Here is a 22095-nt window from a genome sequence, read left to right on the forward strand (position 1 = left end):
TGGCTGTCCCAGATGGACGATCAGAACAAGAATCTCATCCTCGCAACCGCGCTCAGCTTTGTCGTGATCCTGGTTTGGTTCGTGCTGTTTCCACCGCCCGAGCAAACCACCATTACTGATCAGGCTGAAATCAGCGCCATCGAAAGCGATGAGGTTCAGACCCCCAGCGCCTCGAGCGCGGGTACCGTAGGCGAAGCCACGGCGAGCGCAGAAGAAACGCTGCCCGGGTCCGAGGCCGCGCGGATCAAGATCGACACGCCCCGCCTTGAGGGCAGCCTGTCGTTGTCCGGTGGCCGCATCGATGAATTGTACCTGAAGGATTATAAAGTCTCGATCCAGGACGACGCACCGATTGTCGAACTGTTCTCTCCGGTCGGATCTGAATCTGCATATTATGCGCTCTACGGATGGGCGCCTGGCGCTGGTGTCACCGGCACGGACGTACCCGGGCCGAACACGGTCTGGATGGTCGAAAATGGTGAAACACTTGGGGTGAACGCTCCAGTTACGTTGAAGTGGGAGAATGGCAATGGCCTGACCTTCCGCCGTACCATCTCGGTAGACGAGAACTATATGTTCGAAGTCACACAAGCGGTGGAAAACAACACACAAGCCGAGGTCGGCATGGCGCCATATGGCATCCTCGCCCGCCATGGCATCGGCGAAGATGGCGACCTGCCCGGACTGAAGAATTTCTTCATCCTGCATGAAGGCGTGATGGTCATGGCCGACGGTGTTCTGGATGAAATCGACTATGGCGATGTGCGCGACTTTGATATTGATCCGAACGAACGGGCGCAAGCCGAGGTCTTTCAGGTCAAAGACGGTGGCTGGGTCGGCTTTACTGATCACTATTGGATGACCACCCTGATCCCGGCTGAGAGCGCGACCTTCAAGGCAGCAGCCAAATACGATGCCCGTCGCAAGATCTATCAGACGGAAACTGTACTGCCGACATTGCTTGTCGCACCTGGGGCTACTGAAGAGGTCACAACCCAGCTGTTTGCCGGTGCCAAAGAATGGGAAACCATTCGTGAATATCAGGCCGAAGGCGTTCAAAAGTTCATCGACAGCATCGACTGGGGCTGGTTCTATTTCCTGACCAAGCCGATCTTCTGGCTGCTGCACAACATTAACGCCCAGATCGGCAACATGGGCTGGTCGATCATCGGCCTGACCCTGATCATCAAGGCGATCTTGTTCCCGCTGGCGTTCAAGTCCTATGTCTCGATGGCGAAGATGAAGGAACTGCAGCCGCAGATGGAGGCCCTGAAAGAGGCCGCTGGTGACGATCGTCAGAAAATGCAGCAAGGTATGATGGAACTGTACAAGAAGGAAAAGGTTAACCCCGCCGCGGGCTGTTTGCCGATCCTGATGCAGATCCCTATCTTCTTCTCGCTGTATAAGGTGATCTTTGTCACCATCGAACTGCGTCAAGCACCGTGGTTTGGCCCGTTTCAGGATCTCAGCGCACCGGATCCAACGTCAATCATGAACTTCTTCGGCTGGCTGCCTTGGGCCGGGCCGCAACCTGACACCCTTATGGCGCTGATCTTCATCGGCATCCTGCCACTGTTGCTGGGGATTTCGATGTGGCTGCAGCAAAAGCTGAACCCGGCACCAACAGACGCGACACAGGCAATGATCTTTGCCTGGATGCCCTGGGTCTTCATGTTCATGCTCGGTGGGTTTGCCAGCGGCCTTGTGGTGTACTGGATCGCGAACAACACGATCACCTTTACCCAACAGTATCTGATCATGCGCAGCCAAGGTTATAAACCGGATGTATTTGGCAACATCAAATCCGGTTTCAAGCGCGCCGCTAAGACGGATGACAAATGACGGCTGAAGTCACCCATATTTGGCGGCATCCTATGAAAAGCCACGGCCACGAAGCCGTGCAGACCGTGACAGTGACCCCCGGGCAGACAATGCCCGGGGATCGCGTTTGGGCAGTTGCGCACGAAGCGTCAAAGGCCGATGGCACGAAATGGGTACCTTGCGTCAATTTCAGCCGAGGGTCAAAAGCCCCAGTTCTGATGGCCATTTCCGCCAAGCTGGATGCGGATCTGCTGACCCTGACCCACCCCGATCGCCCCGATCTAACCTTTGACCCGGATCGGGAACAGGACGTTTTTCTGGATTGGGTGCGCCCGCTGATGCCCGCGGACAGGGCGGCATCTGCCCGGATCGTTCGAATACCAGGGCGTGGGATGACAGACAGCGATTTCCCGTCAATCAGCCTATGCAACATGGCCTCTCACCGGGCGGTTGAACAAAAACTGGGGCAAGACCTGTCAATCAAACGCTGGCGCGGTAACATCTGGTTCGATGGCCTGCCCCTATGGGAAGAATTCGACTGGCTCGACCGCGAGTTGCAAATCGGTGAGGCCGTGTTCCGCGTCCGCGAGCGGATTGTGCGCTGTTTGGCGACCACTGCGAACCCCGATACCGGCGACCGCGATGCCGACACTTTGGGCGCGCTGAACAGCTGGGGCCATCAGGATTTCGGCATCTATACCGAAGTGGTCCGCGGCGGGCTAATCTCGGTCGGTGACAAGGTGATACCGTTATGAGCACCCTACCCTTCCCTCTGGCCCAAGATCCCGATGAATTCTCGTTGGAGCGCGGGCGCAAGCTGTTTGCAGGCCCGTCCGAGTTCGTCAAAGGCGTTGTCGCCATGAGTGGGCTGCCCGACCCTGACCGGCTTGAGGTCTGTTTCGCAGGCCGTTCAAATGTTGGCAAGTCCAGTTTGATCAATGCGCTGACCGGAACCAAGGGGTTGGCGCGCGCGTCGAACACGCCGGGTCGGACGCAGGAAATCAACTTTTTCACCCAGGGCCCAGAGCTATATCTGGTCGACCTTCCCGGCTATGGCTATGCCAATGCGCCGGTTAAGGTGGTGGAAAAGTGGCAGCGGTTGCTGAAACAATATCTCAGTGGCCGACAGACCCTGCGCCGGGCCTTTGTCCTGGTTGACGCGCGCCATGGGGTAAAGCCTGTTGATGCCGAGATCATGAAGCTGCTGGACACCAGTGCCGTAACCTTTCAATGCGTGCTGACCAAGGCAGACAAGGTCAAGGCCAATGAACGCGAAAAGGTTCTGAACCAGGTCCGCTCGGCCCTGTCAAAACACCCCGCCGCTTTCCCCGAAATCGTGCTGACGTCGTCCGAAAAAGGGGATGGTATCCCAACGTTGCGCTCGATCATCACGCATCTGGAATAGCTTGGCCCTTGGCAGCACCTTTCAAAGGCCCTAACACGGTGGGCCAGAGGGACCTTAGCCATGAAGACAAGAGATATGAACCGGGATTGGATCGCCACCGCCGCCACATTGAACAGCGCACTGCCCTATCTGCAGCGCTATGACGGGGCCATTGTCGTCATCAAGCTGGGCGGACACGCCATGGGCAGCGATGAAGCGATGGAAAGCTTTGCCCGTGACGTGGTTCTGATGCGCCAAGTGGGCATCAACCCGGTTGTGGTACATGGCGGCGGTCCCATGATCAACGCGATGCTGGACAAGCTCGATATCCAATCCGATTTCGTGAACGGTAAGCGTGTGACGGACAAGGCGACTGTCGAAGTGGTCGAGATGGTCCTGTCCGGCCTCGTGAACAAACGCATTGTTCAGGCCATCAACGGACAGGGAGGGACTGCGGTTGGCCTGTCGGGCAAGGACGCCAACCTGATGATCTGTGATCAAACCGATGCTTCGCTGGGGTTTGTTGGCTCTCCTTCCGAGATGAAACCCGAAATCCTGCACGATCTGTTTACGCATGACGTGATCCCGGTAATTGCGCCTCTGGGCGCTGGGCGCGAAGGTGAGACGTTCAACGTCAACGGTGACACCGCCGCCGGTGCCATCGCCTCGGCCTTGAAGGCAGACCGTCTGCTGTTGCTGACCGACGTATCAGGCGTCAAGAACGCTGCCGGAGAGGTCGTGACCGAGCTAAAAGCCGGTCAGATCCGCGAGATGACCCTGGACGGGACCATCGCAGGCGGAATGATCCCCAAGACCGAAACGGCGCTGGACGCACTACATAGTGGGGTACGGGCCGTAGTCATACTGGATGGGCGCGCGCCCAATGCGGTGCTACTGGAACTGTTCACCGAACACGGAGCTGGGTCGCTGATCCGACCCGATTGATCGACTGCGACGGAGGTGACATGACAGAACAAACCGCACCTTCTCCGAACATTTATCAACGTGTCGACAGCGCGGCAGCTGAGGTTGGGCTTATCGTGATGGGTGCATTGCATCCTGGGCGCGCTAATGCCAAGCAATTGGACAGCGGCACCCTGATCCTGCTAGGTGCAGGGCCCACGTTCTGGCCTGTTTTGAAATCAGCCCCTGAATGGCAAGGTCCCGACCCTGTTGACCGGTGGTCGTACCGCGTCGTCAATCAGATGGCGCAGGATTTGGGGGCGCAAGCCTATTTCCCATTCGGTGGCCCACCCTATGTGCCGTTTATCGACTGGGCGCTGAAATCGGGGCGTACATTCAGCAGCCCTGTTGGCGCCTTGGTGCATGACACGGTCGGTATGATGATCTCGTATCGCGGCGCGCTGCATTTTGATGAGGAATTCGAGATTCCCGGTGCCCATAACTCATCGCCCTGTGTTACATGCGATGCCCCTTGCGCTCAGACCTGCCCAGTCGGGGCCCTGAACACCCACAGCTTCTATGACGTTGAGGCCTGCCACGGGCATCTGAACACAGAGCAGGGCCAAACCTGCATGACCGGTGGCTGCCTTGCGCGCCTGGCCTGCCCTCTCAGCCCCGGGGCCGGGCGGGACCCAGAACAATCCGCCCACCACATGAGGTCTTTTCACCCGTCATGACTCGCACCCTGATCCTGACCCGCCATGCCAAATCCAGTTGGGATGAGCCGACGCTCAGCGATCATGATCGGCCATTGAACAAGCGTGGGCGCAAATCAGCACCCGCCGTGGCCGACTGGCTGCGCAGCAACGGCTGGCTGCCGGATGAGGTTCTCAGCTCTACCGCTGTCAGAACCCGCGAGACATGGGACAGGATGGGGTTGCACGCCGATCCGATCCGGTTCGAGCGCGCGCTGTATCTGGCCGGTCCTGATCTCATGATGCGGGTCCTGTCGCAGGCTACGGGTCAAACCGTGCTGATGCTGGGCCACAACCCCGGGATCGCTGAATTCGCCAGACAGCTTGTGCGGCAGGCGCCAGATCACGGCCGTTTCGATGACTACCCGACCTGCGCAACAACAGTCATACAGTTCGAGATCAACTCCTGGGCCGCGCTTCGGTGGCACAGTGGGGATGTCTTGGGGTTCGTCATTCCACGCGAGTTGCCGGAATAAAAAAGGCGGGGCAAAAACCCCGCCTTTCATGGTTCTTCCGATCGGGATCAGTGACCCAAAATCTGGCTCAGGAACAGCTTGGTCCGCTCGCTTTGTGGGTTGTTGAAGAACTCTTCTGGTTCGTTCTGTTCCACAATCTGACCGGCATCCATAAAGATCACGCGGTTGGCGACCTGACGGGCAAAACCCATCTCGTGGGTCACACAAAGCATGGTCATGCCTTCTTCGGCCAGCTCGATCATAGTGTCGAGCACCTCTTTGATCATCTCAGGGTCCAGCGCCGATGTAGGTTCGTCGAACAACATGATCCGCGGCATCATGCAGAGCGAACGGGCAATCGCAACACGCTGCTGCTGACCACCCGAAAGCTGGCCAGGATACTTGTCGGCCTGTTCTGGGATTTTCACCTTCTCTAGGAAGTGCATCGCACGCTCTTCAGCCTCTTTCCTGGGCGTCTTGCGCACCCAGATCGGGGCCAGCGTACAGTTTTCCAGAATGGTTAGATGCGGGAAGAGGTTGAAGTGCTGGAACACCATCCCGACCTCGGACCGGATCTTGTCGATGTTTTTCAGGTCATTCGACAGTTCCGTCCCATCCACCATGATCGTGCCTTGCTGGTGTTCCTCCAGCGCGTTCAGACAGCGGATCAGGGTGGACTTACCCGACCCTGACGGCCCCGCGATAACAATCCTCTCGCCCTGATTGACGGTCAAATTGATGTCGCGCAGCACATGGAAAGACCCATACCACTTGTTCATGTTGTTGATTTCGATGGCGACCTCGTCGCTCACCTGCATCTTGGATCGGTCGATTTCGCGGTCTATTGCAAGTTCAGACATGTGTTGAACTCCTTAACGATGGCCAGTCTGAAGCTTGCGCTCCAGATACATGGAATAACGGGACATGGAGAAGCAGACGACGAAGAACAGCGCGCCGATAAAAGCGAACAGTTCCCAGTAGATGCCGTTCCAAGCGGTATCAGCGCGGATCGCGTTGGCAAGGCCAAGCACGTCGAACAGTCCGATGATCGACACCAGAACCGTATCCTTGAAGATCCCGATGAATGTGCTCACGATGCCCGGAATTGAGATTTTCAGGGCTTGCGGCATGATGATCAAACGCTGTGCCTGCCAGTAGTTCAGGCCCAAACTGTCGGCGCCCTCGTACTGACCTCGTGGCAATGCAGCCAGGCCACCCCGGATCACTTCGGCCATATAGGCGGCTGAGAACAGGGTCATCATGATCATCACCCGCAGGATGATGTCAAAATTGGTGCCTGGTGGCAGGAACAGGTTCAACAGCAGCGAGGCCACGAACAGTAGCGTGATCAGCGGCACGCCGCGAATGAACTCGATAAAGCCCACACACATGTATTTGACGATAAGAAGGTCCGACTGACGGCCCAGCGCCAACACGATACCGATCGGCAGCGAGACACCGATGGCCACAACACCCAGCAGGATCGCCAGCATGAAACCACCGAACTGACGACTTTGCACGGCTTCGATACCGATCGGCAGGATCGAATCCATGGCACCAACGAAATAGCTCGATAGAAACAGCCACCAGATCAACGCAGCCACTGCACCACCGATCATCCCGAGCAATTCGCTTTGTTGCTTGCTGACGACGGTGTAGACGGCCCAGCCGGCAACAAATCCAAGTGCCGCCGACAATGGCCCCCAGATGGTACCACCCCACATCAACCAAGGCATCAGGAAGGGGTAGATCGCGCTAAAGATCAGCAACTTGCTCGGAACACGGTCCGAATACAGCACTGGTGCCAGAGCAACCAGCAACAGAACAAGCGCCAGAATCGGCCGCCAGTACAGATGGCTCGGGTAGAATCCGAACAACAGCTGCAGCCAGCGATCATTGATGACAGCCCAGCAAGCATGACCATGGGTGTCTCCCCAGGTTGCCATCATGATCTCACGGCACTCAGTCAGTGAATTGGCATTCCAGACGGATTGGAACGTCCATGGCAGAACGCCCGACAACACATAGTAGATCGCATAGAGCGAAACCAAAGTCAGGATCGAATTGAACCAACCAGAAAACAGATTGTGCTTAACCCAACCTACTATTCCCACTTCGGACGCTGGTGGCGCTTTCTCCGGCAACATTTCCGCGCGGACAAATGAAACATCACTCATATTACCGCTCCACCAATTTGACACTATTGTTGTACCAGTTCATCACTGCCGAGATGCTCAGCGAGATGCACAGATAGACCAGCATCAGCAGTAGAACGCATTCCAGCTCGCGGCCGGTTTGGTTCATGGTGATGCCACCCAAGGTACCTGTGATATCCATATATCCCACCGCAATCGCCAGAGACGAGTTCTTGGTCAGGTTCAGGTAGTTCGAGATCATTGGCGGGATGATCACGCGCAACGCTTGCGGCAGGATCACCAGACGCATAATCCGGCTCGGGCGTATACCCAGCGCGGCGGCGGCCTCGGTCTGCCCCTTGGAAATGGCGAGAATTCCGGCCCGCACGATCTCAGCGATGAAAGCTGCAGTGTAAAGGGACAGGGCCAACCACAATGCGATAAGCGAGTTCCGCAAATGGGTGCCGCCTTTGAAGTTGAACCCTTTCAGTTCCGGGTATCCCAAATGGAATCCCAACGCAGTCAGCAGGATCAACATCGGCACAAACAGTATACCCAACTGAATATGCCAGATGGTTGGGCGATCACCAGTTGCTTCCTGTTTTGCAGCGGCATTAGCGGATACTTTGCGCATTACAAAAATGCTGCCCGCCAAAACGACCAGAAAGGCAACCAGATCCAATGAAATGTCGAAGCGTAAGCTGGACGCACCAAACAAGTGGATATCGCCAAGACTGCGTGAAAACAGGAGCTCTGGGATATAGACACCGCGATTGGTGACGGCGACAGAGTTGAAAAAATCCATCGTGGCCGTCGGGGTTTCGCCTCGGAATGCATTGGGTGCCGGCAAACCTTCGATCAGAATGGCCATAGCCAGAACGATCCAAAGCAGCACAGGCACGTTACGGAACATCTCGACATAAACAGTCATGATCCGCGCGATCAACCAGTTGTTTGAAAGCCGCAATACACCAACGAAAACACCGATAATCGTCGCCGTGATACAGCCGAGAACTGCAACAACAAGTGTGTTTAGCAATCCGATAAGCCCAGCACGCAAGTGGCTGTCTCGAGAATCGTATTCCAGCAGGCGTTGGTTGATATCGTAACTTGCAGGTTCGCCGAAGAACCCGAATTCTACGGGTTTACCAAGTGCTTCGAGGTTCTGAATGGTGTTGGAAATGATCCAGGCTGCCAAAAGCATGAAACCGATCATTGCAATGACCTGGATGGTCGCAGATCGGTACCGCGTATCGTAAAGGAGCATGGACAGCCGGAACTGCTCCTTTGGCGGGTCAGTGAGAGTCGACATGACCTATGTATATCCCCGTGTCATCCCGTTATTCGCAGACAGAGTTGATCTCTGTTCAATCTAACCGGGACTGTTTCTTATGGATTGAAAAAGGGCGCAGGATGAACTGCGCCCTCTTCAATGGATATTAGCGGAACGGCGGCGAGTACAGCAGGCCGCCATCGGTCCACTGACCGTTCAGGCCGCGTGCCAGACCGATTGGGGTTTCTTCACCGATGTTCTTGGCAAAGACCTCACCATAGTTACCACCCGCCTTGATGGCGCGCATTGCCCACTGTGCGTCCAGACCCAGCATCTCACCCAGAGTGCCTTCGCTGCCCAGCAGACGGTTCACTTCGGGGTTGTCGGTGCCAGCAGACATCTCGTCGATGTTCGCCGAGGTCACACCCAGCTCTTCAGCCGAAACCAGTGCGTTCAGTGTCCAGCGAACAACGTCGCCCCACTCGTGGTCGCCATGACGGACCAGAGGGCCCAGCGGCTCTTTCGAGATGATTTCGGGCAGCAGGATGTGATCACCGGGGTTTTCGAACGTGGCGCGTGTTGCGGCCAGGCCCGATGCGTCGGTGGTGTAGACGTCACATGCGCCAGCCAGATACTGCTGCTGCGCTTCTGCGTTGGTTTCGATCGGAACCGGCTCGTAGCTGATGTTGTTCGAGCGGAAGAAATCCGCCAGGTTCAGCTCGGTGGTGGTGCCGGTCTGGATGCAGACAGTCGCGCCGTCCAGTTCCTTGGCCGAGCTTACGCCCAGCGCTTTGGGAACCATAAAGCCCTGACCGTCGTAATAGTTTACACCGACGAATTCGAACTTCAGGTCTACGTCGCGGCTGAAGGTCCATGTGGTGTTCCGGGCCAGCATGTCGATTTCGCCCGAAGCCAGCGCGGTAAAGCGTGTCTTACCTGTGGTCGGAACGAATTCAACGGCGCTTGCGTCACCCAGAACCGCAGCGGCAACGGCGCGGCACAACGAAACGTCAAAGCCCTGCCATTCACCATTTGCGTCGGGCGCGGCAAAGCCGACCAGACCGGTGGTCACACCGCAGTTCAGCTTACCGCGCGCCTTGACGTCGTCCACGGTTCCCGCCATGGCTGCGCCTGCGGCCAGACCGGCAACTGTGGCCGCGCCCAAGATTACGGATTTTTTCATTTTTACCTCTTCCTGATTGTCCATCCCGTTCAGGGACGGTTCTATCCGGCACCTCAGGTACCAGAAAGGTTTCCCCAAAGGTGTCTCCCCTTTAGTGCGCACGAGTTTGGTCGCATTCATAAACAAACGTCAAGGGTCGGATCAGGGAAAACGATGGATCAACTCACAGATGTCCATCAGAGCGGTAAAAATTCAGAAATCTAAGATCAATCAGAGACGTCGTAGAAGCGTTTAGCGTGTAAAAAGGCAGAACGTTTGACTTCGGCTGCTTCATGCGCCTCGTCGTCATGGCCCCATTGTTCGATTTGCCACAGCTCGTCCAACCGCGAAATCCGCCAGATCTCTTGCGCATCACACCAATCGGAAGTGGCCGCAAACCCAAGGATCAACGAGCCCGAAAGGCTGACCAGGTCGTGGAAGGCAGCCAGTTGGAAGTTGTTGAAATCATGCACTCGCCGGCGCAACTGATCCAGCGCCGCCACGTCTTGCGGCTGATGCAGGATACCTGTGACGGGCCGCAGGCGAACCGACATGGCTTCCGCGGCCCAGTCCAACACCGGGTCCCACTGTTCAGCTTGCCGCTGCTGCAACTCTTGCGGGTGAGCGGCGCGATAGCACAGCAAATCCGAATCGCCATAATCGGCCAGCATGTCTGCAACTTCGGCGTGCTGAATCTGTACCTTGTCGATGGCTGCATTGGCCGAACGCGTGTAGGGCATCGTCCCTGGGTCAACCTGTTCTTCCTGCGCGTCCCATTCGGCCGCAATGGCCTGAGCCATCGGCAAGGTCGGCAGGATAAGTCCGGCCCGCGCAGGTGTTTTGACCCTACGACCGTCCAATTCGACCGTAAATCCGCCATCGGCCTCTACCACCTGACATGCAGTCCAAAATCGTTTCGGTTTCCAGTCACTCATGTCTTCAGGTCCAGATATCGTCCAGTGCGCCCGGCAACTGGTCAAACGTTTCGATAGTACGAGAGGCGGCGGCCAGAGAGGGTCGTTCGTGATACCCCCAGGTTACGCCAATTCCGGTGACACCGGCGGCGGCGGCCATATCCATGTCGAATCGGGTATCCCCGATCATGACCGTATCAACCGCATCGACGCCGGTTTCGGCCCTTGCCGTGTCGATCATCGAAGGATGCGGTTTTGACGGGTGGTGATCTGCGACCTGCCGGGTCACGAAATAGCCTTGCAGACCGTGACCTTCGATCAAAGCATCCAGACCACGTTGCGATTTGCCTGTCGCCACGCCCAGCAGAACCTCGGGGATCGCATGTAGCGCCTCGACGACCTCGCGCGCGCCGGGATAAAGCGGCGAGCTGGCCATTCCCTGTTCCAGTCGATGCGCGTGATAGGCCTGTTTATAGCCCTCTACCAACCGTGCCTGATCCGCAGCAGAACACTCGGGCACCAACTGCGCCATGGCTTGTGGCAGAGATAATCCGACTATGGACAAGATCCCCGCCCTATCCGGAACAGGCAGAGACAAGGCATCAAAGCTGGCGGTCATGGCCGCAACAATGCTGCTTTGGCTATCGACCAGGGTACCGTCCACATCAAATAGTACCAGACGCAAGGGTCTGCTCATTGCAGAGACTCGAACGGATCATCCGCAGCCAGGTCTTCGGCCCATCCGAATGTGTCCCAGCTGTGTTTCATATGATCGGGCAAGGGTGCGGTGACCGTGATCTTCTTACGCGTCACCGGGTGCTGAAACGAAGCCTGCCGCGCATGCAGGTGCAGCTTTTTGCTGATCACACCTCCCAACTGCGCACCCCAGCCATCGCCAAGGTTCTCTTGACCCGAACCGCCGTATTTTCCATCCCCGATGATTGGATGCCCAATCGCTGCCATATGCGCACGCAACTGATGAGTGCGGCCGGTGATCGGCTCCATCGCGACCCAGGCGGCGCGTCCGGCCACGCGGTATAGCGTAGCGTAAAGTGTATGGGCCCGCTTCGCGCCTGGCGTATCGTTGATTTCGTTAAGATGAACGGGGATCATCTTTTCGCCCTCGCCCTGGCTGCCATGGCCCGGGGCCTTGACCAAACCGGTCTTGATCTCGCCCAGATAAGGGGTCGGCACCCCAGCGACTAGAGCCCAATATATCTTGCGCGTGTCCCGGTGACGGAAAGCGGCGGTCAGTGCTTTGGCGGCCTCGCGTGTGCGGGCCAGCAACAGCACGCCCGAGGTATCCTTGTCCAGTCGGTGCACCAATCGGGGGTTTTCGTCATATCCAAAGCGCAGCGCCTCGGACAGCCCGTCCACATGCCGGGTCTGGCCGCTGCCGCCTTGCACCGGCAATCCTTGCGGTTTGTTCAGCGCGATCACGAGGTCATCGCGATAGATCACGCAAGCCTGCATCATCTTCACATCCGCATCGGTGATCCGCGGCTTGACCTCGACCGGCTTGTGATCCGCATCGGGCAGGGGCGGCACGCGCACGACCTGACCGACCTCAAGCCGGGTCGAGGCCTTGGCCCGTCCGCCATCCACACGCAGTTCGCCCTTGCGGCACATTTTTTCGATGCGCCCTTGGCTGACATGCGGAAACAGGCGCCGCAGCCAGCGGTCCACCCGCTGGTCGCCATCCCCAACCGCAACTGTAATCATCTGCACGCCACTCATGCCATTGCCCCTTGCGCCGCGCGGCAGACCCGCCCGGACGACGCTGTAAACATTGTCCCAGAAAACATGCGCGTCTGTCGCGCGCATCGGCCAAAGAGTCAAGCCGGGCTAGTCTGGTTTCCGTTGCGAACGCAGCTTGGCAAAGTAGTCCAGCCGTTTCTTCAGCTCTCGCTCGAACCCGCGTTCGACCGGTTGATACAGAACCGGGCGCGGTATGGTTTCGGGAAAGTAGTTCTGGCCGGAGAACCCATCCTCGGCATCGTGATCATAGGCATAGCCCGCGCCATAGCCCTGATCCTTCATCAAAGAGGTCGGCGCGTTCAGGATATGCTTGGGCGGCGGCTCGCTGCCCGATTGCTTGGCCAGACGCATCGCCGCCTTATAGCCCACATAGGCCCCGTTCGATTTCGGCGCCAGCGCCAGATAGACCAGCGCCTGCGCCAACGCCAGCTCGCCCTCGGGGCTGCCCAAGCGTTCGTAGGTTTCCCAGGACTGCAGACAGATCGCCTGAGCCTGCGGATCAGCCAGACCAATGTCCTCGACCGCCATTCGCGTGATCCGGCGCGCCAAATACCTTGGGTCCTCGCCTCCCGTCAGCATTCGCGCGAACCAGTACAGGGCGGCATCGGGGTCGGACCCCCGCACCGATTTATGCAGAGCCGAGATCAGGTTGTAATGCTCATCTCCAGATTTGTCGTATTTCGCGGCACGGCGCATGAGCCGGGTCGACAGGGCTTCAAGGTCCAGCGTGCCCTCAACTTTCCACGCGGCCACCTGTTCGATCAGGTTCAACAGCGCGCGCCCGTCGCCATCGGCCATTTCTTGCAGCGCACCACGGGCCGCAGAGTCCAGTGGCAACCCACGGTCCAGTTCCTGCTCAGCGCGTTGCGTCAGGCGTTCTAGATCGGCAGGGCTGAGCCCTTCCAACACCAACACCTGTGCTCGGCTGAGCACAGCGGCGTTCAGCTCGAACGATGGATTTTCCGTGGTCGCCCCGACCAGGAGGATCGTACCATCCTCCATATGCGGCAGAAACCCGTCCTGCTGCGCCTTGTTGAAGCGATGGATTTCGTCAACGAACAGCAACGTCCCCTGCCCGTTCTGACGCCGGATCTTCGCAGCTTCGAACACTTTCTTCAGGTCGGGAACACCAGTAAAGATGGCACTGATCTGCACAAAATTCAGGTCCGTCTCTTGCGCCAAAAGCCGCGCGATCGTGGTCTTGCCGACACCGGGCGGCCCCCAGAATATCAGGCTCGACAGACTGCCCGAGGCCAGCATCACGCCCAAAGGCGCATCCGGGCCCAACACCTGTTCCTGCCCGATCACCTCGGCCAGCGTTTGCGGGCGCAATCTGTCGGCCAGCGGGCGATGTACAGGTGGCGCAGGGTCAGGTGACCCGGTATCGAAAAGGTCACTCATCCGGTCACAGCCTGAACCGCAAGGAAACCGGCCGCCCGCCCCTGAGGATATCCAGATTGATCCGACGCCCCGGATCGGTCAGCGCCTTCACGACATCAGCAGGTCGCTCGACCCGCGCGCCGTTTATCCCATCGACCACATCGCCCGGACGCAGCCCGGACCGACCGCCATAGCGGCCCGCGTCGACCACAACCACCCCCGTCTGCGACAGCAAAAGCCCCAGCCGCGCGATAACAGCAGGGTTGATCCGCGACACGGTCAGGCCTGGCATCACGGTTTCATCGTTCAGCGTCGTCACTTCCGCTGCCGGAACCTCGGGCGCTTTGACCAAAGCGACCTCAAGTTCAGCTCGGTCCTCGCCGCGCAGTCGCGTCACCACCGACGTGCCGCCCACACCGGCCACTGACATGCGGAATTTCATCTCTGCCGGCGAGTTCACCTCATCCCCGTCGACATGGGTCACGACGTCCCCAACCTGCAACCCTGCCTCGGCCAACGGGCTGAGCGCATGGAGATCCGAAATCACCACACCCTGTGGGATGACCAAGCCCAGAGACTCAGCGATATCCGCACTCATGTGCTGCCCTGCCATTCCGGCCCAGGGGCTGACAAAACTGTCATTGCCGGCCTGCGCTTGCCGCAGGAATTCGGCAACCAGATTGGCAGGGATGGCAAAGCCGATCCCGTTCGATCCGCCAGAACGTGTCAGGATCGAGGTGTTGATGCCAATCAGATCACCGTTTACATCGATCAGCGCCCCGCCCGAATTGCCGGGATTGATCGCCGCGTCCGTCTGAATGAAATAGCCCCGCGCATTGCCCGTCGCCGTACCGGTCCGCGCCAGCCCCGAGATAATGCCCGATGATACCGTCTGCCCGACGCCGAACGGGTTGCCGATGGCCAGAGCCAATTCACCCACCTCAACCAAATCGGAATCCCGCATGTCGATCGAAGGCAACGCCTCGGCATCTTTCAGACGCAGAATGGCGATGTCGCTTTCCTGATCGCCCAGAACCACCTCGGCCGAAAACTCGCGCCGGTCCGTCGTGACGACCCGTATTTCTGTCGCTGAACCAACAACATGATAGTTAGAGACCACATAACCGTCATCCGTCAGGATCACACCCGACCCCAGCGAATTCTGAACGCGCGGTCGCGGTTCGCCAAAGCCGCCGCCAAAGAAATCCTGAAAGAACGGGTCAGAGAACAGTGAATTCGAGCGCCCTTCGCGCACGATCTTGGCGTAGATATTCACCACAGCCGGCGCGGCCTGTTTCACCACCGGCGCAAACCCTAGGCTTATTTCGGCCTGAGAACGTGGCACCCTGGTTTCCGCCGCGGCAGAGGCAGACAAAAGCGATAAAGCGAAGGCCGTGGCGCGAAGCATCATAGTTCCCGAAAATTTTTGGACTGTTTTGGATATGCGGCGCGATGTCTGGGTTTGCAAGCGCGGTATTGGAGTTTCTGCCAGACTTCAGTCATCACCACCCTGACAAGATAAAGCCAGTCCAGCCACATTTGACATGTCCGACCGCCTGACTACGACGTTCATAGTCAGACGGTTAGGTATTAGCTGAGCTGTCTCGGTTTCAAGCGAACCGATCTGTATGCCAAAACGACAAGCGTAAGTATGGCACCCTGCCCTACGAGTACTGCGGGCCAGATCAGGGGAAACTGCTCGTCTGCGTACTTTTGCGGTCCGAAGGAAACCGAAGCAAGAAGTGCTGCTAAAAGTGTCAGGCATATACCGGCCTTTGTTTCCGTGGCGCCAAGGAGGATCGCAGCGCAGGCTGCGCTGAGTGCGGCTCCAATAAAAGGCGCGATCCCAAACAGTGGTGTAGCTGTGGGCGGATGTGGCGGTACTCCGGCATAGAGAGCGCTCAGCATAACGATCTGCAAAACGATAAGTGTCAACAAAGCAGCATTGGCCGCCCGATCTTTCTCATAAATCAAATTCGCCTCCTTTTTCCGTAACAAAGTGTACGGTTGCGTTAAGCCGTAACCCAATGTACGGCTTAGTGTCAACACCATTCAGGAGGCCAGATTGAAAGATCACCTACGCACTGCCCGGCAGGAACAGATCGAAACAGCGGCTTATGAACTGCTCGCAGAAAAAGGTTTCGCGGGAACTTCGATGCTGAGCATCGCCAAACGTGCCCGCTGCTCAAACGAAACGCTCTACAACTGGTATGGCGATAAGCTTGGCTTGTTCCGCACCATGGTGTCACGAAACGCTGCGGAAGCAAAAACGTTGCTTGAAAACGCGCTTGCACAGCGTGAAGCCTCGATCGAAACACTCGACGCCTTTGGGCCGGTATTGCTGGATATCATATTGGGCGAGAAGGCAGTTTCTCTGAATCGCGCGGCCGCAGCTGACGCAACCGGCCAACTAGGTAAAGCCTTGTCAGAGGCGGGTCGGGAAACAATTTCCCCTCTCCTGGCACAGCTGTTTGAAGCTGCCAGAACCAATGGAGAGCTAATCAGCGACGATATTTCGGACGTGGTTGATTTGTATTTGGGATTGTTGATTGGTGATCTTCAGATCCAGCGCGCGATCGGGCGCACAGAAAAACCCGATCCAGGAACATTGGCAAGGCGCGCAGAAGCAGCAACCAGACATTTGCAAACGCTTCTCGGGCCCTGACTAAAGCTGAAACATACCAAGAGCAGAGCGGACTTGCGACTGGCTCCATAAGAAAAACCCCCGCGTCCGAGACACGGGGGTTTTCACATGAAAGCCGGGCTTTCTTATTCTTCGTCTGCGGCCTCTTCGGCGGCGGTACGCGCTTTGTCTGCAGCGCCTTTGGCGTCCAGATCGCGGTCAACGAATTCGATGATCGCCATCGGGGCCATGTCACCATAGCGGAAGCCTGCTTTCAGGATGCGGACATAACCTCCCTGACGCTCGGCGTAACGGGGGCCCAGGATTTCGAACAGCTTTGCGACGTCTTTGTCTTCTTTCAGCTGCGATGCGGCCTGACGACGGGCGTGCAGGTCGCCGCGCTTGCCCAGAGTGATCAGTTTTTCAACGATCGGGCGCAGTTCTTTTGCCTTGGGCAAAGTTGTTTTGATCTGCTCATGTTCGATGAGCGAGCCAGCCATATTCGCAAACAGAGCCTTACGGTGCTCATGAGTACGATTCAGGCGGCGGTAACCACGTGCGTGACGCATTTTCTAGTTCCTTCTTCAGCGTTTTGCTTTGTCTGGCCGGCGATGCGTGTCACCGGCTCTCCTTGGGGCATGATTGCCCGTGCATTCCCCGCAAGCGCGGGCATTGGGAAGACGCGCTTAAAACGCGTCTTCGAATTTCTTCGCCAGATCTTCGATGTTGTCAGGCGGCCAATCCTCGACATCCATGCCGAGGTGCAGACCCATGCCGGACAGCACTTCTTTGATCTCGTTCAGCGACTTGCGGCCGAAGTTAGGGGTGCGCAGCATCTCGGCTTCGGTCTTCTGGATCAGATCGCCAATGTAGACGATATTGTCGTTCTTCAGGCAGTTTGCCGAACGGACCGACAGTTCCAACTCATCTACTTTCTTCAGCAGCAGCGGGTTGAACTCCAGACCATCATCCTCGTCCTGACGACCAGCCGCTTCCGGCTCATCGAAGTTGACGAAGATCGACAGCTGATCCTGCAGGATGCGCGCAGCATAGGCCAACGCGTCCTCGGGGGTGATCGAACCGTCAGTCTCAATCTTCAGGGTCAGCTTGTCATAGTCTAGAACCTGACCTTCACGCGTCGGCTGAACATCATAGGCGACCTTTTTAACCGGCGAATAGATCGCGTCGATCGGGATCAGGCCGATAGGTGCATCTTCTGGCTTGTTCTTTTCAGCCGAAACATAGCCCTTACCGGTGTTGACGGTCAGTTCCATGAACAGGTCGGCACCATCATCCAGGTGACAGATGACGTGATCGCGGTTCAGAACCTCGATGCCAGCGCTTTCGCTGATGTCGCCTGCGGTGACGATTGCCGGGCCTTTAGCATTGATCGACAGACGCTTGGGGCCTTCGACCTCCATGCGCAGGGCAACCTGCTTAAGGTTCAAAATGATGTCGGTGACGTCTTCACGCACGCCTGCAACCGAACTGAATTCGTGCAGGACGTTGTCGATCTGAACGCTGGTGATGGCCGCACCTTGCAGCGAGCTCATCAGAACGCGGCGCAGCGCGTTACCCAAAGTCAGACCAAAGCCACGTTCCAGCGGTTCCGCAACCAGCGTTGCCTGGCGCGCAGGGTCGTTGCCCGGCTTGCTTTCCAGCTGGGTCGGCTTGATCAATTCTGCCCAATTCTTGTGGATCATGTAATCCCTCCATTCCTGTCCGCGCCCCATGACCAACAAGGTGCAGACGCCCGAGGTTCAAAATGACGTGCTGGGGCCGTGCGAAAACGCGGGCCCCAGCTCAATTCTAATTCGCTTAGACGCGGCGGCGCTTCGGCGGGCGGCAACCATTATGAGCGATCGGCGTCACGTCGCGGATCGACGTGATGTTGAAGCCCACTGCAGCCAGCGCGCGCAGAGCCGATTCACGACCCGAACCGGGACCCTGAACTTCGACTTCCAGCGTCTTGACGCCGTGATCCTGCGCCTTTTTACCTGCGTCTTCCGCAGCCATCTGAGCAGCATACGGTGTAGATTTACGCGACCCTTTGAACCCCATGGTCCCGGCCGACGACCATGCAATGGCGTTGCCTTGCACGTCTGAGATCAGGATCTTGGTGTTGTTGAAGGTCGAATTCACATGGGCCACGCCCGATGCGATATTCTTGCGCTCTTTTTTCTTGGTACGAGTCTTTTCGCGTGCCATCGGTCAGACCCTCCTTATTTCTTCTTGCCAGCAATGGCCTTTGCGGGGCCTTTGCGGGTACGAGCGTTGGTATGGGTACGCTGACCGCGAACGGGCAGGTTACGACGATGACGCAGACCGCGGTAGCAACCCAAATCCATCAGGCGCTTGACGTTCATCTGAACTTCGCGACGCAGGTCACCTTCGACGGTGAAGTTTGCGTCGATATGTTCGCGGATGGCCAGAACTTCGGAATCCGACAGCTCATTGACGCGACGGTGCGCTTCAATGCCTACGGCTTCGCAGATGGCCTGCGCCGAGGTGTTGCCGATACCGGTGATATATGTGAGGGCGATAGGTACCCGCTTTGCAGTCGGGATGTTTACGCCGGCAATACGTGCCACGTGTCACTTTCCTTTTTGTTGCGGTTCCGTAGCTCCGGAACCTTTTTTCACAACACTTGACCGTGGCAGTGACGCCAGAGGGCCCAGTATTATTCGAGGTGGTCGGGGCAGTTAGGACGAATCCCGCCTGCGATCTTGATTCCCTTTAGGGATGGGGGTCGATATGGGCTTTTGCGCTTGGCGTCAAGGCCATATTGGAGCTAGCCGAGTACGGCCTCGATCGACGCAGTCACTTCCTTGATATCGGCCAACCCATTGACCGGGCGAAGATCGCCTTTGGCGTAGTAATAACCAATCAGCGGCGACGTCTTTTTGTAGTACTCCATCAACCGCGTGCGCAGGCTGTCTTCGTTGTCGTCAGCGCGACGCGTGAACTCTTTTTGCTCACCACAGTTGGTGCAGCGACCATCTGCCGGAATCGGCTTGGTCTTGTCATTGTAGACCTCGCCACAGCCCGAACAGGTCGAACGTGCGGTGATCCGATCCACTAGGGCATCGTCATCCACCCGCATCTCGATCACAGTGTGCAGTGACTGGCCCAGCTTGGTCAGCAAAGCCGCCAATGCGTCGGCTTGTGCCAATGTGCGCGGAAAACCGTCAAAGATGAAACCGGCACCGGTTTCGGTGGTCAGCTTCTCTTCGATCAGGCCGATGACAATCTCATCGGTGACCAGCTTGCCGGCATCCATGATGGCTGCAACCTTCAGGCCCATCTCGGTGCCCGAGGTTTTGGCTTCGCGCAGCATGTCTCCCGTGCTCAGCTGCACCATGCCGCGTGTTTCAACAAGATGACGCGCTTGCGTTCCTTTACCCGCCCCCGGGGGGCCCAGAAGAATGATATTCATCGACGAGCGGGTCCCTTCCTGCCGCGTTTCTTACCCTTCCCGCGCAGTTGGGACTTTTCGATAAGCCCTTCGTATTGATGCGCCAGCAGGTGGCTCTGAACCTGTTGGATCGTATCCATGGTCACAGAGACGATAATCAGAACCGAAGTACCACCGAAATAGAACGGAATGGCAAACTGGCCCCGCAGGATTTCAGGCAGCAAACAAACCGCCGCCAGATAAGCCGAACCCAGAACCAGAACGCGGTTGACCACGTATTCCAGATACTCGGCGGTTTTCTTACCCGGACGGATACCCGGCACAAAACCGTTCTGCTTTTTCAGGTTATCCGCCACGTCATCCGGTTTGAACGACACGTTGAACGTGTAGAAATAGGCAAAGAACACGATCATCGACGCAAAGAACAGCAGGTACAGAGGCTGACCAGGTCCAAAATTGGCCAGCAGCCAGGACATGATCGGCCCGTTGGTCGCACCCGATGAGAAGGTTGAGATCGTCACCGGCAGCAGCAGCAAAGAGCTGGCGAAGATCGCCGGGATAACGCCGGCCGGGTTCACTTTGACCGGCAGGTGGCTCGAGCCGCCCTCATAGATCTTCATACCGGCCTGACGGCGCGGGTATTGAATGTGGATCTTGCGCAGGGCGCGTTCCATGAACACCACAAAGGTGATCACCGCGATCACCATGACGATCACACCGATGATCACTGCGGGGCTGATTGCGCCGCTGCGGCCACTGGCAAAGAACTGCGCCAGCGCTGCCGGAACCTCGGCGATGATGCCAACGAAAATAATCAGAGAGATACCGTTGCCGATGCCGCGCGCGGTGATCTGCTCACCCAGCCACATCAGGAACATGGTGCCGCCAACCAGTGTAATCATAGTCGACAGGCGGAAATAGAGGCCCGGATCGGTCGCCAAATCGCCCGACTCCAGCGAAACGGCCAAGCCATAGGCCTGAACAGTGGCCAGCGCCACGGTGCCGAAACGGGTATATTGGTTGATCTTCTTACGACCCTGCTCGCCCTCTTTCTTGAGCTGTTCGAGCGCGGGAACCATCGAGGTCAGCAGCTGAATGATGATCGAGGCCGAGATGTAAGGCATGATGCCGAGGGCAAAGATACCCATCCGCCCAAGCGCCCCGCCGGTGAACATCGAAACCATACCGCCGATGCCCTGCCCCGCTTGCTCCATGAACTCACGCAGGGCCTGTCCGTCGATCCCCGGCACCGGTATAAAAGTGCCCAGGCGATAGACGATCAACAAACCCAGTGTGAACAGGATGCGGTTGCGCAGATCGGTGGCTTTGCCCAAAGCAGCCCAGCTAGTGTTGGCTGCCATTTGTTCTGCTGCTGATACCATAAATCGGTCTCTCTTATGAAAACACCGCCCGGAACCGTTTTCCGGCTCGGGCGGCGTCTTGGAAAACTCTGAGGTCTATGTAAGCGGGTCTTGGCCCGCTCACAAGCGCTTACTCTGCCGCAGCGGCTTTTGTGACCGTCAGTGAACCGCCTGCTTTTTCGACTGCCTCAACGGCAGCTTTCGAAGCACCAGTTACTTCCAGGGTCACCTTGGCGCTGATTTCGCCTTTGGCCAGAACGCGGATACCGTCCAGTTTACGGCGAACCAGACCGGATGCAACCAGTGCGTCCTCGGTGATCGCAGCTTTGGCGTCCAGCTTACCGGCGTCGACGAATTTCTGGATCAGGCCCAGGTTGATAACGGCAAACGCTTTGCGGTTTGGCTTGTTAAAGCCGCGCTTGGGCAGGCGTTGGTACAGCGGCATCTGACCGCCTTCGTAGCCATTGATGGCTACACCCGAACGGGATTTCTGACCTTTTATACCACGGCCACCCATTTTACCTTTGCCGGAACCGGGACCACGGCCGACGCGGGTCCGTTTCGGTGTGGCGCCTGGGTTGTCGCGCAATTCATTCAGTTTCATTTCGCTTCTCCTTCGCCGGAAATGACCCCGAAGCGTGATGGGTCAAACACGGCATTTCTTGGTTTTGATTCTTGCGGCGCAGTACGCCACCGGAGCCCGATACAGCTTTGTGGCTGAGGATGCAAGTTTTGAAGTGAACAACGCCCAAACTG

Annotated in this window: 24 protein-coding genes; 7 read left to right on the forward strand and 17 right to left on the reverse strand. The window is 57.5% G+C overall.

Annotation, left to right across the window (positions count from 1 at the left end; all coding sequences use genetic code 11):
- Positions 1–12: 12 nt before the first annotated feature.
- Genes yidC through AC2FLB_RS07725 form a run of 6 tightly spaced genes read left to right on the forward strand, consistent with a single transcriptional unit; the run spans position 13 to position 5339 of the window.
- Positions 13–1842 carry a membrane protein insertase YidC gene (gene yidC / locus AC2FLB_RS07700; protein ID WP_496708990.1) on the forward strand — a complete coding sequence of 610 codons (1830 nt, stop codon included), beginning with the start codon at positions 13–15 and terminating at the stop codon, positions 1840–1842.
- On the forward strand, positions 1839–2576 hold the full coding sequence (locus AC2FLB_RS07705) for an MOSC domain-containing protein (RefSeq protein WP_496708991.1): 738 nt from the start codon (positions 1839–1841) through the stop codon (positions 2574–2576). Before yidC ends, AC2FLB_RS07705 begins: the two co-directional genes overlap by 4 nt.
- Entirely contained in the window at positions 2573–3226 is a 654-nt protein-coding gene (yihA, locus tag AC2FLB_RS07710) for a ribosome biogenesis GTP-binding protein YihA/YsxC (RefSeq protein ID WP_142639735.1), read from the forward strand. The genes AC2FLB_RS07705 and yihA overlap by 4 nt, the downstream gene beginning before the upstream one ends.
- A gap of 60 nt (positions 3227–3286) precedes the next feature.
- Positions 3287–4150: an acetylglutamate kinase gene (argB, locus tag AC2FLB_RS07715; RefSeq protein WP_142639737.1), complete on the forward strand. Its 864-nt coding sequence runs from the start codon at positions 3287–3289 to the stop codon at positions 4148–4150.
- 20 nt (positions 4151–4170) lie between these two features.
- On the forward strand, positions 4171–4845 hold the full coding sequence (locus AC2FLB_RS07720; RefSeq protein ID WP_496708992.1) for a ferredoxin: 675 nt from the start codon (positions 4171–4173) through the stop codon (positions 4843–4845).
- Entirely contained in the window at positions 4842–5339 is a 498-nt protein-coding gene (locus AC2FLB_RS07725) for a SixA phosphatase family protein (RefSeq protein WP_496708993.1), read from the forward strand. The genes AC2FLB_RS07720 and AC2FLB_RS07725 overlap by 4 nt, the downstream gene beginning before the upstream one ends.
- Positions 5340–5386: 47 nt before the next feature.
- Here AC2FLB_RS07725 and AC2FLB_RS07730 read toward each other — a convergent pair whose 3' ends face one another.
- From AC2FLB_RS07730 to AC2FLB_RS07775, 10 genes are all read right to left on the reverse strand, one after another.
- Entirely contained in the window at positions 5387–6178 is a 792-nt protein-coding gene (locus AC2FLB_RS07730; protein ID WP_142639743.1) for an amino acid ABC transporter ATP-binding protein, read from the reverse strand.
- Positions 6179–6190: 12 nt separating this feature from the next.
- A complete protein-coding gene (locus AC2FLB_RS07735; protein ID WP_142639745.1) occupies positions 6191–7495 on the reverse strand; it encodes an amino acid ABC transporter permease in 1305 nt (434 codons plus the stop codon).
- Between the two features lies 1 nt (position 7496).
- Positions 7497–8765, reverse strand: coding sequence for an amino acid ABC transporter permease (locus tag AC2FLB_RS07740; RefSeq protein ID WP_496691910.1), 1269 nt, complete (start codon positions 8763–8765; stop codon positions 7497–7499).
- A 127-nt stretch (positions 8766–8892) separates the two neighbouring features.
- Entirely contained in the window at positions 8893–9909 is a 1017-nt protein-coding gene (locus AC2FLB_RS07745; protein ID WP_142639749.1) for an amino acid ABC transporter substrate-binding protein, read from the reverse strand.
- Between the two features lie 206 nt (positions 9910–10115).
- Positions 10116–10823, reverse strand: coding sequence for an ATP12 family chaperone protein (locus tag AC2FLB_RS07750; protein ID WP_496703472.1), 708 nt, complete (start codon positions 10821–10823; stop codon positions 10116–10118).
- A 4-nt stretch (positions 10824–10827) separates the two neighbouring features.
- Complete coding sequence (locus AC2FLB_RS07755) at positions 10828–11499, reverse strand: HAD-IA family hydrolase (protein WP_496708994.1); 672 nt, start codon at positions 11497–11499, stop codon at positions 10828–10830.
- Positions 11496–12539: an RluA family pseudouridine synthase gene (locus AC2FLB_RS07760; RefSeq protein ID WP_496709005.1), complete on the reverse strand. Its 1044-nt coding sequence runs from the start codon at positions 12537–12539 to the stop codon at positions 11496–11498. The genes AC2FLB_RS07755 and AC2FLB_RS07760 overlap by 4 nt, the downstream gene beginning before the upstream one ends.
- A gap of 108 nt (positions 12540–12647) precedes the next feature.
- Positions 12648–13961, reverse strand: a complete 1314-nt coding sequence (locus AC2FLB_RS07765) for a replication-associated recombination protein A (protein ID WP_496708995.1) — start codon at positions 13959–13961, stop codon at positions 12648–12650.
- Between the two features lie 4 nt (positions 13962–13965).
- Positions 13966–15348 carry a trypsin-like peptidase domain-containing protein gene (locus AC2FLB_RS07770; RefSeq protein WP_281973751.1) on the reverse strand — a complete coding sequence of 461 codons (1383 nt, stop codon included), beginning with the start codon at positions 15346–15348 and terminating at the stop codon, positions 13966–13968.
- Positions 15349–15530: 182 nt separating this feature from the next.
- On the reverse strand, positions 15531–15914 hold the full coding sequence (locus AC2FLB_RS07775) for a hypothetical protein (RefSeq protein WP_496708996.1): 384 nt from the start codon (positions 15912–15914) through the stop codon (positions 15531–15533).
- Positions 15915–16005: 91 nt separating this feature from the next.
- On the opposite strand from AC2FLB_RS07775, the gene AC2FLB_RS07780 reads away from it, so the two are divergent.
- Positions 16006–16605, forward strand: coding sequence for a TetR/AcrR family transcriptional regulator (locus tag AC2FLB_RS07780; RefSeq protein ID WP_496708997.1), 600 nt, complete (start codon positions 16006–16008; stop codon positions 16603–16605).
- A gap of 104 nt (positions 16606–16709) precedes the next feature.
- Here AC2FLB_RS07780 and rplQ read toward each other — a convergent pair whose 3' ends face one another.
- From rplQ to rplO, 7 genes are all read right to left on the reverse strand, one after another.
- Positions 16710–17132 carry a 50S ribosomal protein L17 gene (gene rplQ / locus AC2FLB_RS07785; protein WP_142639761.1) on the reverse strand — a complete coding sequence of 141 codons (423 nt, stop codon included), beginning with the start codon at positions 17130–17132 and terminating at the stop codon, positions 16710–16712.
- 117 nt (positions 17133–17249) lie between these two features.
- On the reverse strand, positions 17250–18266 hold the full coding sequence (locus AC2FLB_RS07790; RefSeq protein WP_281995981.1) for a DNA-directed RNA polymerase subunit alpha: 1017 nt from the start codon (positions 18264–18266) through the stop codon (positions 17250–17252).
- Between the two features lie 115 nt (positions 18267–18381).
- The gene (gene rpsK / locus AC2FLB_RS07795; protein WP_037311698.1) at positions 18382–18771 is read right to left on the reverse strand and encodes a 30S ribosomal protein S11; all 390 of its coding nucleotides are present in this window, start codon (positions 18769–18771) and stop codon (positions 18382–18384) included.
- Between the two features lie 14 nt (positions 18772–18785).
- The gene (rpsM, locus tag AC2FLB_RS07800) at positions 18786–19154 is read right to left on the reverse strand and encodes a 30S ribosomal protein S13 (RefSeq protein WP_142639766.1); all 369 of its coding nucleotides are present in this window, start codon (positions 19152–19154) and stop codon (positions 18786–18788) included.
- A 200-nt stretch (positions 19155–19354) separates the two neighbouring features.
- Positions 19355–19999: an adenylate kinase gene (locus AC2FLB_RS07805; RefSeq protein WP_142639768.1), complete on the reverse strand. Its 645-nt coding sequence runs from the start codon at positions 19997–19999 to the stop codon at positions 19355–19357.
- Entirely contained in the window at positions 19996–21360 is a 1365-nt protein-coding gene (gene secY, locus AC2FLB_RS07810) for a preprotein translocase subunit SecY (protein WP_271951986.1), read from the reverse strand. The genes AC2FLB_RS07805 and secY overlap by 4 nt, the downstream gene beginning before the upstream one ends.
- Before the next feature lie 109 nt (positions 21361–21469).
- On the reverse strand, positions 21470–21943 hold the full coding sequence (gene rplO / locus AC2FLB_RS07815; protein ID WP_142639772.1) for a 50S ribosomal protein L15: 474 nt from the start codon (positions 21941–21943) through the stop codon (positions 21470–21472).
- Between the last annotated feature and the right edge of the window lie 152 nt (positions 21944–22095).

It is taken from the genome of Ruegeria sp. CDSA236, assembly GCF_059611285.1.

Excerpts from the sequence above, each read along its gene's own strand:
- yidC (WP_496708990.1), top strand. The coding sequence starts at position 13 with ATGGACGATCAGAACAAGAATCTCATCCTCGCAACCGCGCTCAGCTTT.
- AC2FLB_RS07705 (WP_496708991.1), top strand. The coding sequence starts at position 1,839 with ATGACGGCTGAAGTCACCCATATTTGGCGGCATCCTATGAAAAGCCAC.
- yihA (WP_142639735.1), top strand. The coding sequence starts at position 2,573 with ATGAGCACCCTACCCTTCCCTCTGGCCCAAGATCCCGATGAATTCTCG.
- argB (WP_142639737.1), top strand. The coding sequence starts at position 3,287 with ATGAAGACAAGAGATATGAACCGGGATTGGATCGCCACCGCCGCCACA.
- AC2FLB_RS07720 (WP_496708992.1), top strand. The coding sequence starts at position 4,171 with ATGACAGAACAAACCGCACCTTCTCCGAACATTTATCAACGTGTCGAC.
- AC2FLB_RS07725 (WP_496708993.1), top strand. The coding sequence starts at position 4,842 with ATGACTCGCACCCTGATCCTGACCCGCCATGCCAAATCCAGTTGGGAT.
- AC2FLB_RS07730 (WP_142639743.1), bottom strand. The coding sequence starts at position 6,178 with ATGTCTGAACTTGCAATAGACCGCGAAATCGACCGATCCAAGATGCAG.
- AC2FLB_RS07735 (WP_142639745.1), bottom strand. The coding sequence starts at position 7,495 with ATGAGTGATGTTTCATTTGTCCGCGCGGAAATGTTGCCGGAGAAAGCG.
- AC2FLB_RS07740 (WP_496691910.1), bottom strand. The coding sequence starts at position 8,765 with ATGTCGACTCTCACTGACCCGCCAAAGGAGCAGTTCCGGCTGTCCATG.
- AC2FLB_RS07745 (WP_142639749.1), bottom strand. The coding sequence starts at position 9,909 with ATGAAAAAATCCGTAATCTTGGGCGCGGCCACAGTTGCCGGTCTGGCC.
- AC2FLB_RS07750 (WP_496703472.1), bottom strand. The coding sequence starts at position 10,823 with ATGAGTGACTGGAAACCGAAACGATTTTGGACTGCATGTCAGGTGGTA.
- AC2FLB_RS07755 (WP_496708994.1), bottom strand. The coding sequence starts at position 11,499 with ATGAGCAGACCCTTGCGTCTGGTACTATTTGATGTGGACGGTACCCTG.
- AC2FLB_RS07760 (WP_496709005.1), bottom strand. The coding sequence starts at position 12,539 with ATGAGTGGCGTGCAGATGATTACAGTTGCGGTTGGGGATGGCGACCAG.
- AC2FLB_RS07765 (WP_496708995.1), bottom strand. The coding sequence starts at position 13,961 with ATGAGTGACCTTTTCGATACCGGGTCACCTGACCCTGCGCCACCTGTA.
- AC2FLB_RS07770 (WP_281973751.1), bottom strand. The coding sequence starts at position 15,348 with ATGCTTCGCGCCACGGCCTTCGCTTTATCGCTTTTGTCTGCCTCTGCC.
- rplQ (WP_142639761.1), bottom strand. The coding sequence starts at position 17,132 with ATGCGTCACGCACGTGGTTACCGCCGCCTGAATCGTACTCATGAGCAC.
- AC2FLB_RS07790 (WP_281995981.1), bottom strand. The coding sequence starts at position 18,266 with ATGATCCACAAGAATTGGGCAGAATTGATCAAGCCGACCCAGCTGGAA.
- rpsK (WP_037311698.1), bottom strand. The coding sequence starts at position 18,771 with ATGGCACGCGAAAAGACTCGTACCAAGAAAAAAGAGCGCAAGAATATC.
- AC2FLB_RS07805 (WP_142639768.1), bottom strand. The coding sequence starts at position 19,999 with ATGAATATCATTCTTCTGGGCCCCCCGGGGGCGGGTAAAGGAACGCAA.
- secY (WP_271951986.1), bottom strand. The coding sequence starts at position 21,360 with ATGGTATCAGCAGCAGAACAAATGGCAGCCAACACTAGCTGGGCTGCT.
- rplO (WP_142639772.1), bottom strand. The coding sequence starts at position 21,943 with ATGAAACTGAATGAATTGCGCGACAACCCAGGCGCCACACCGAAACGG.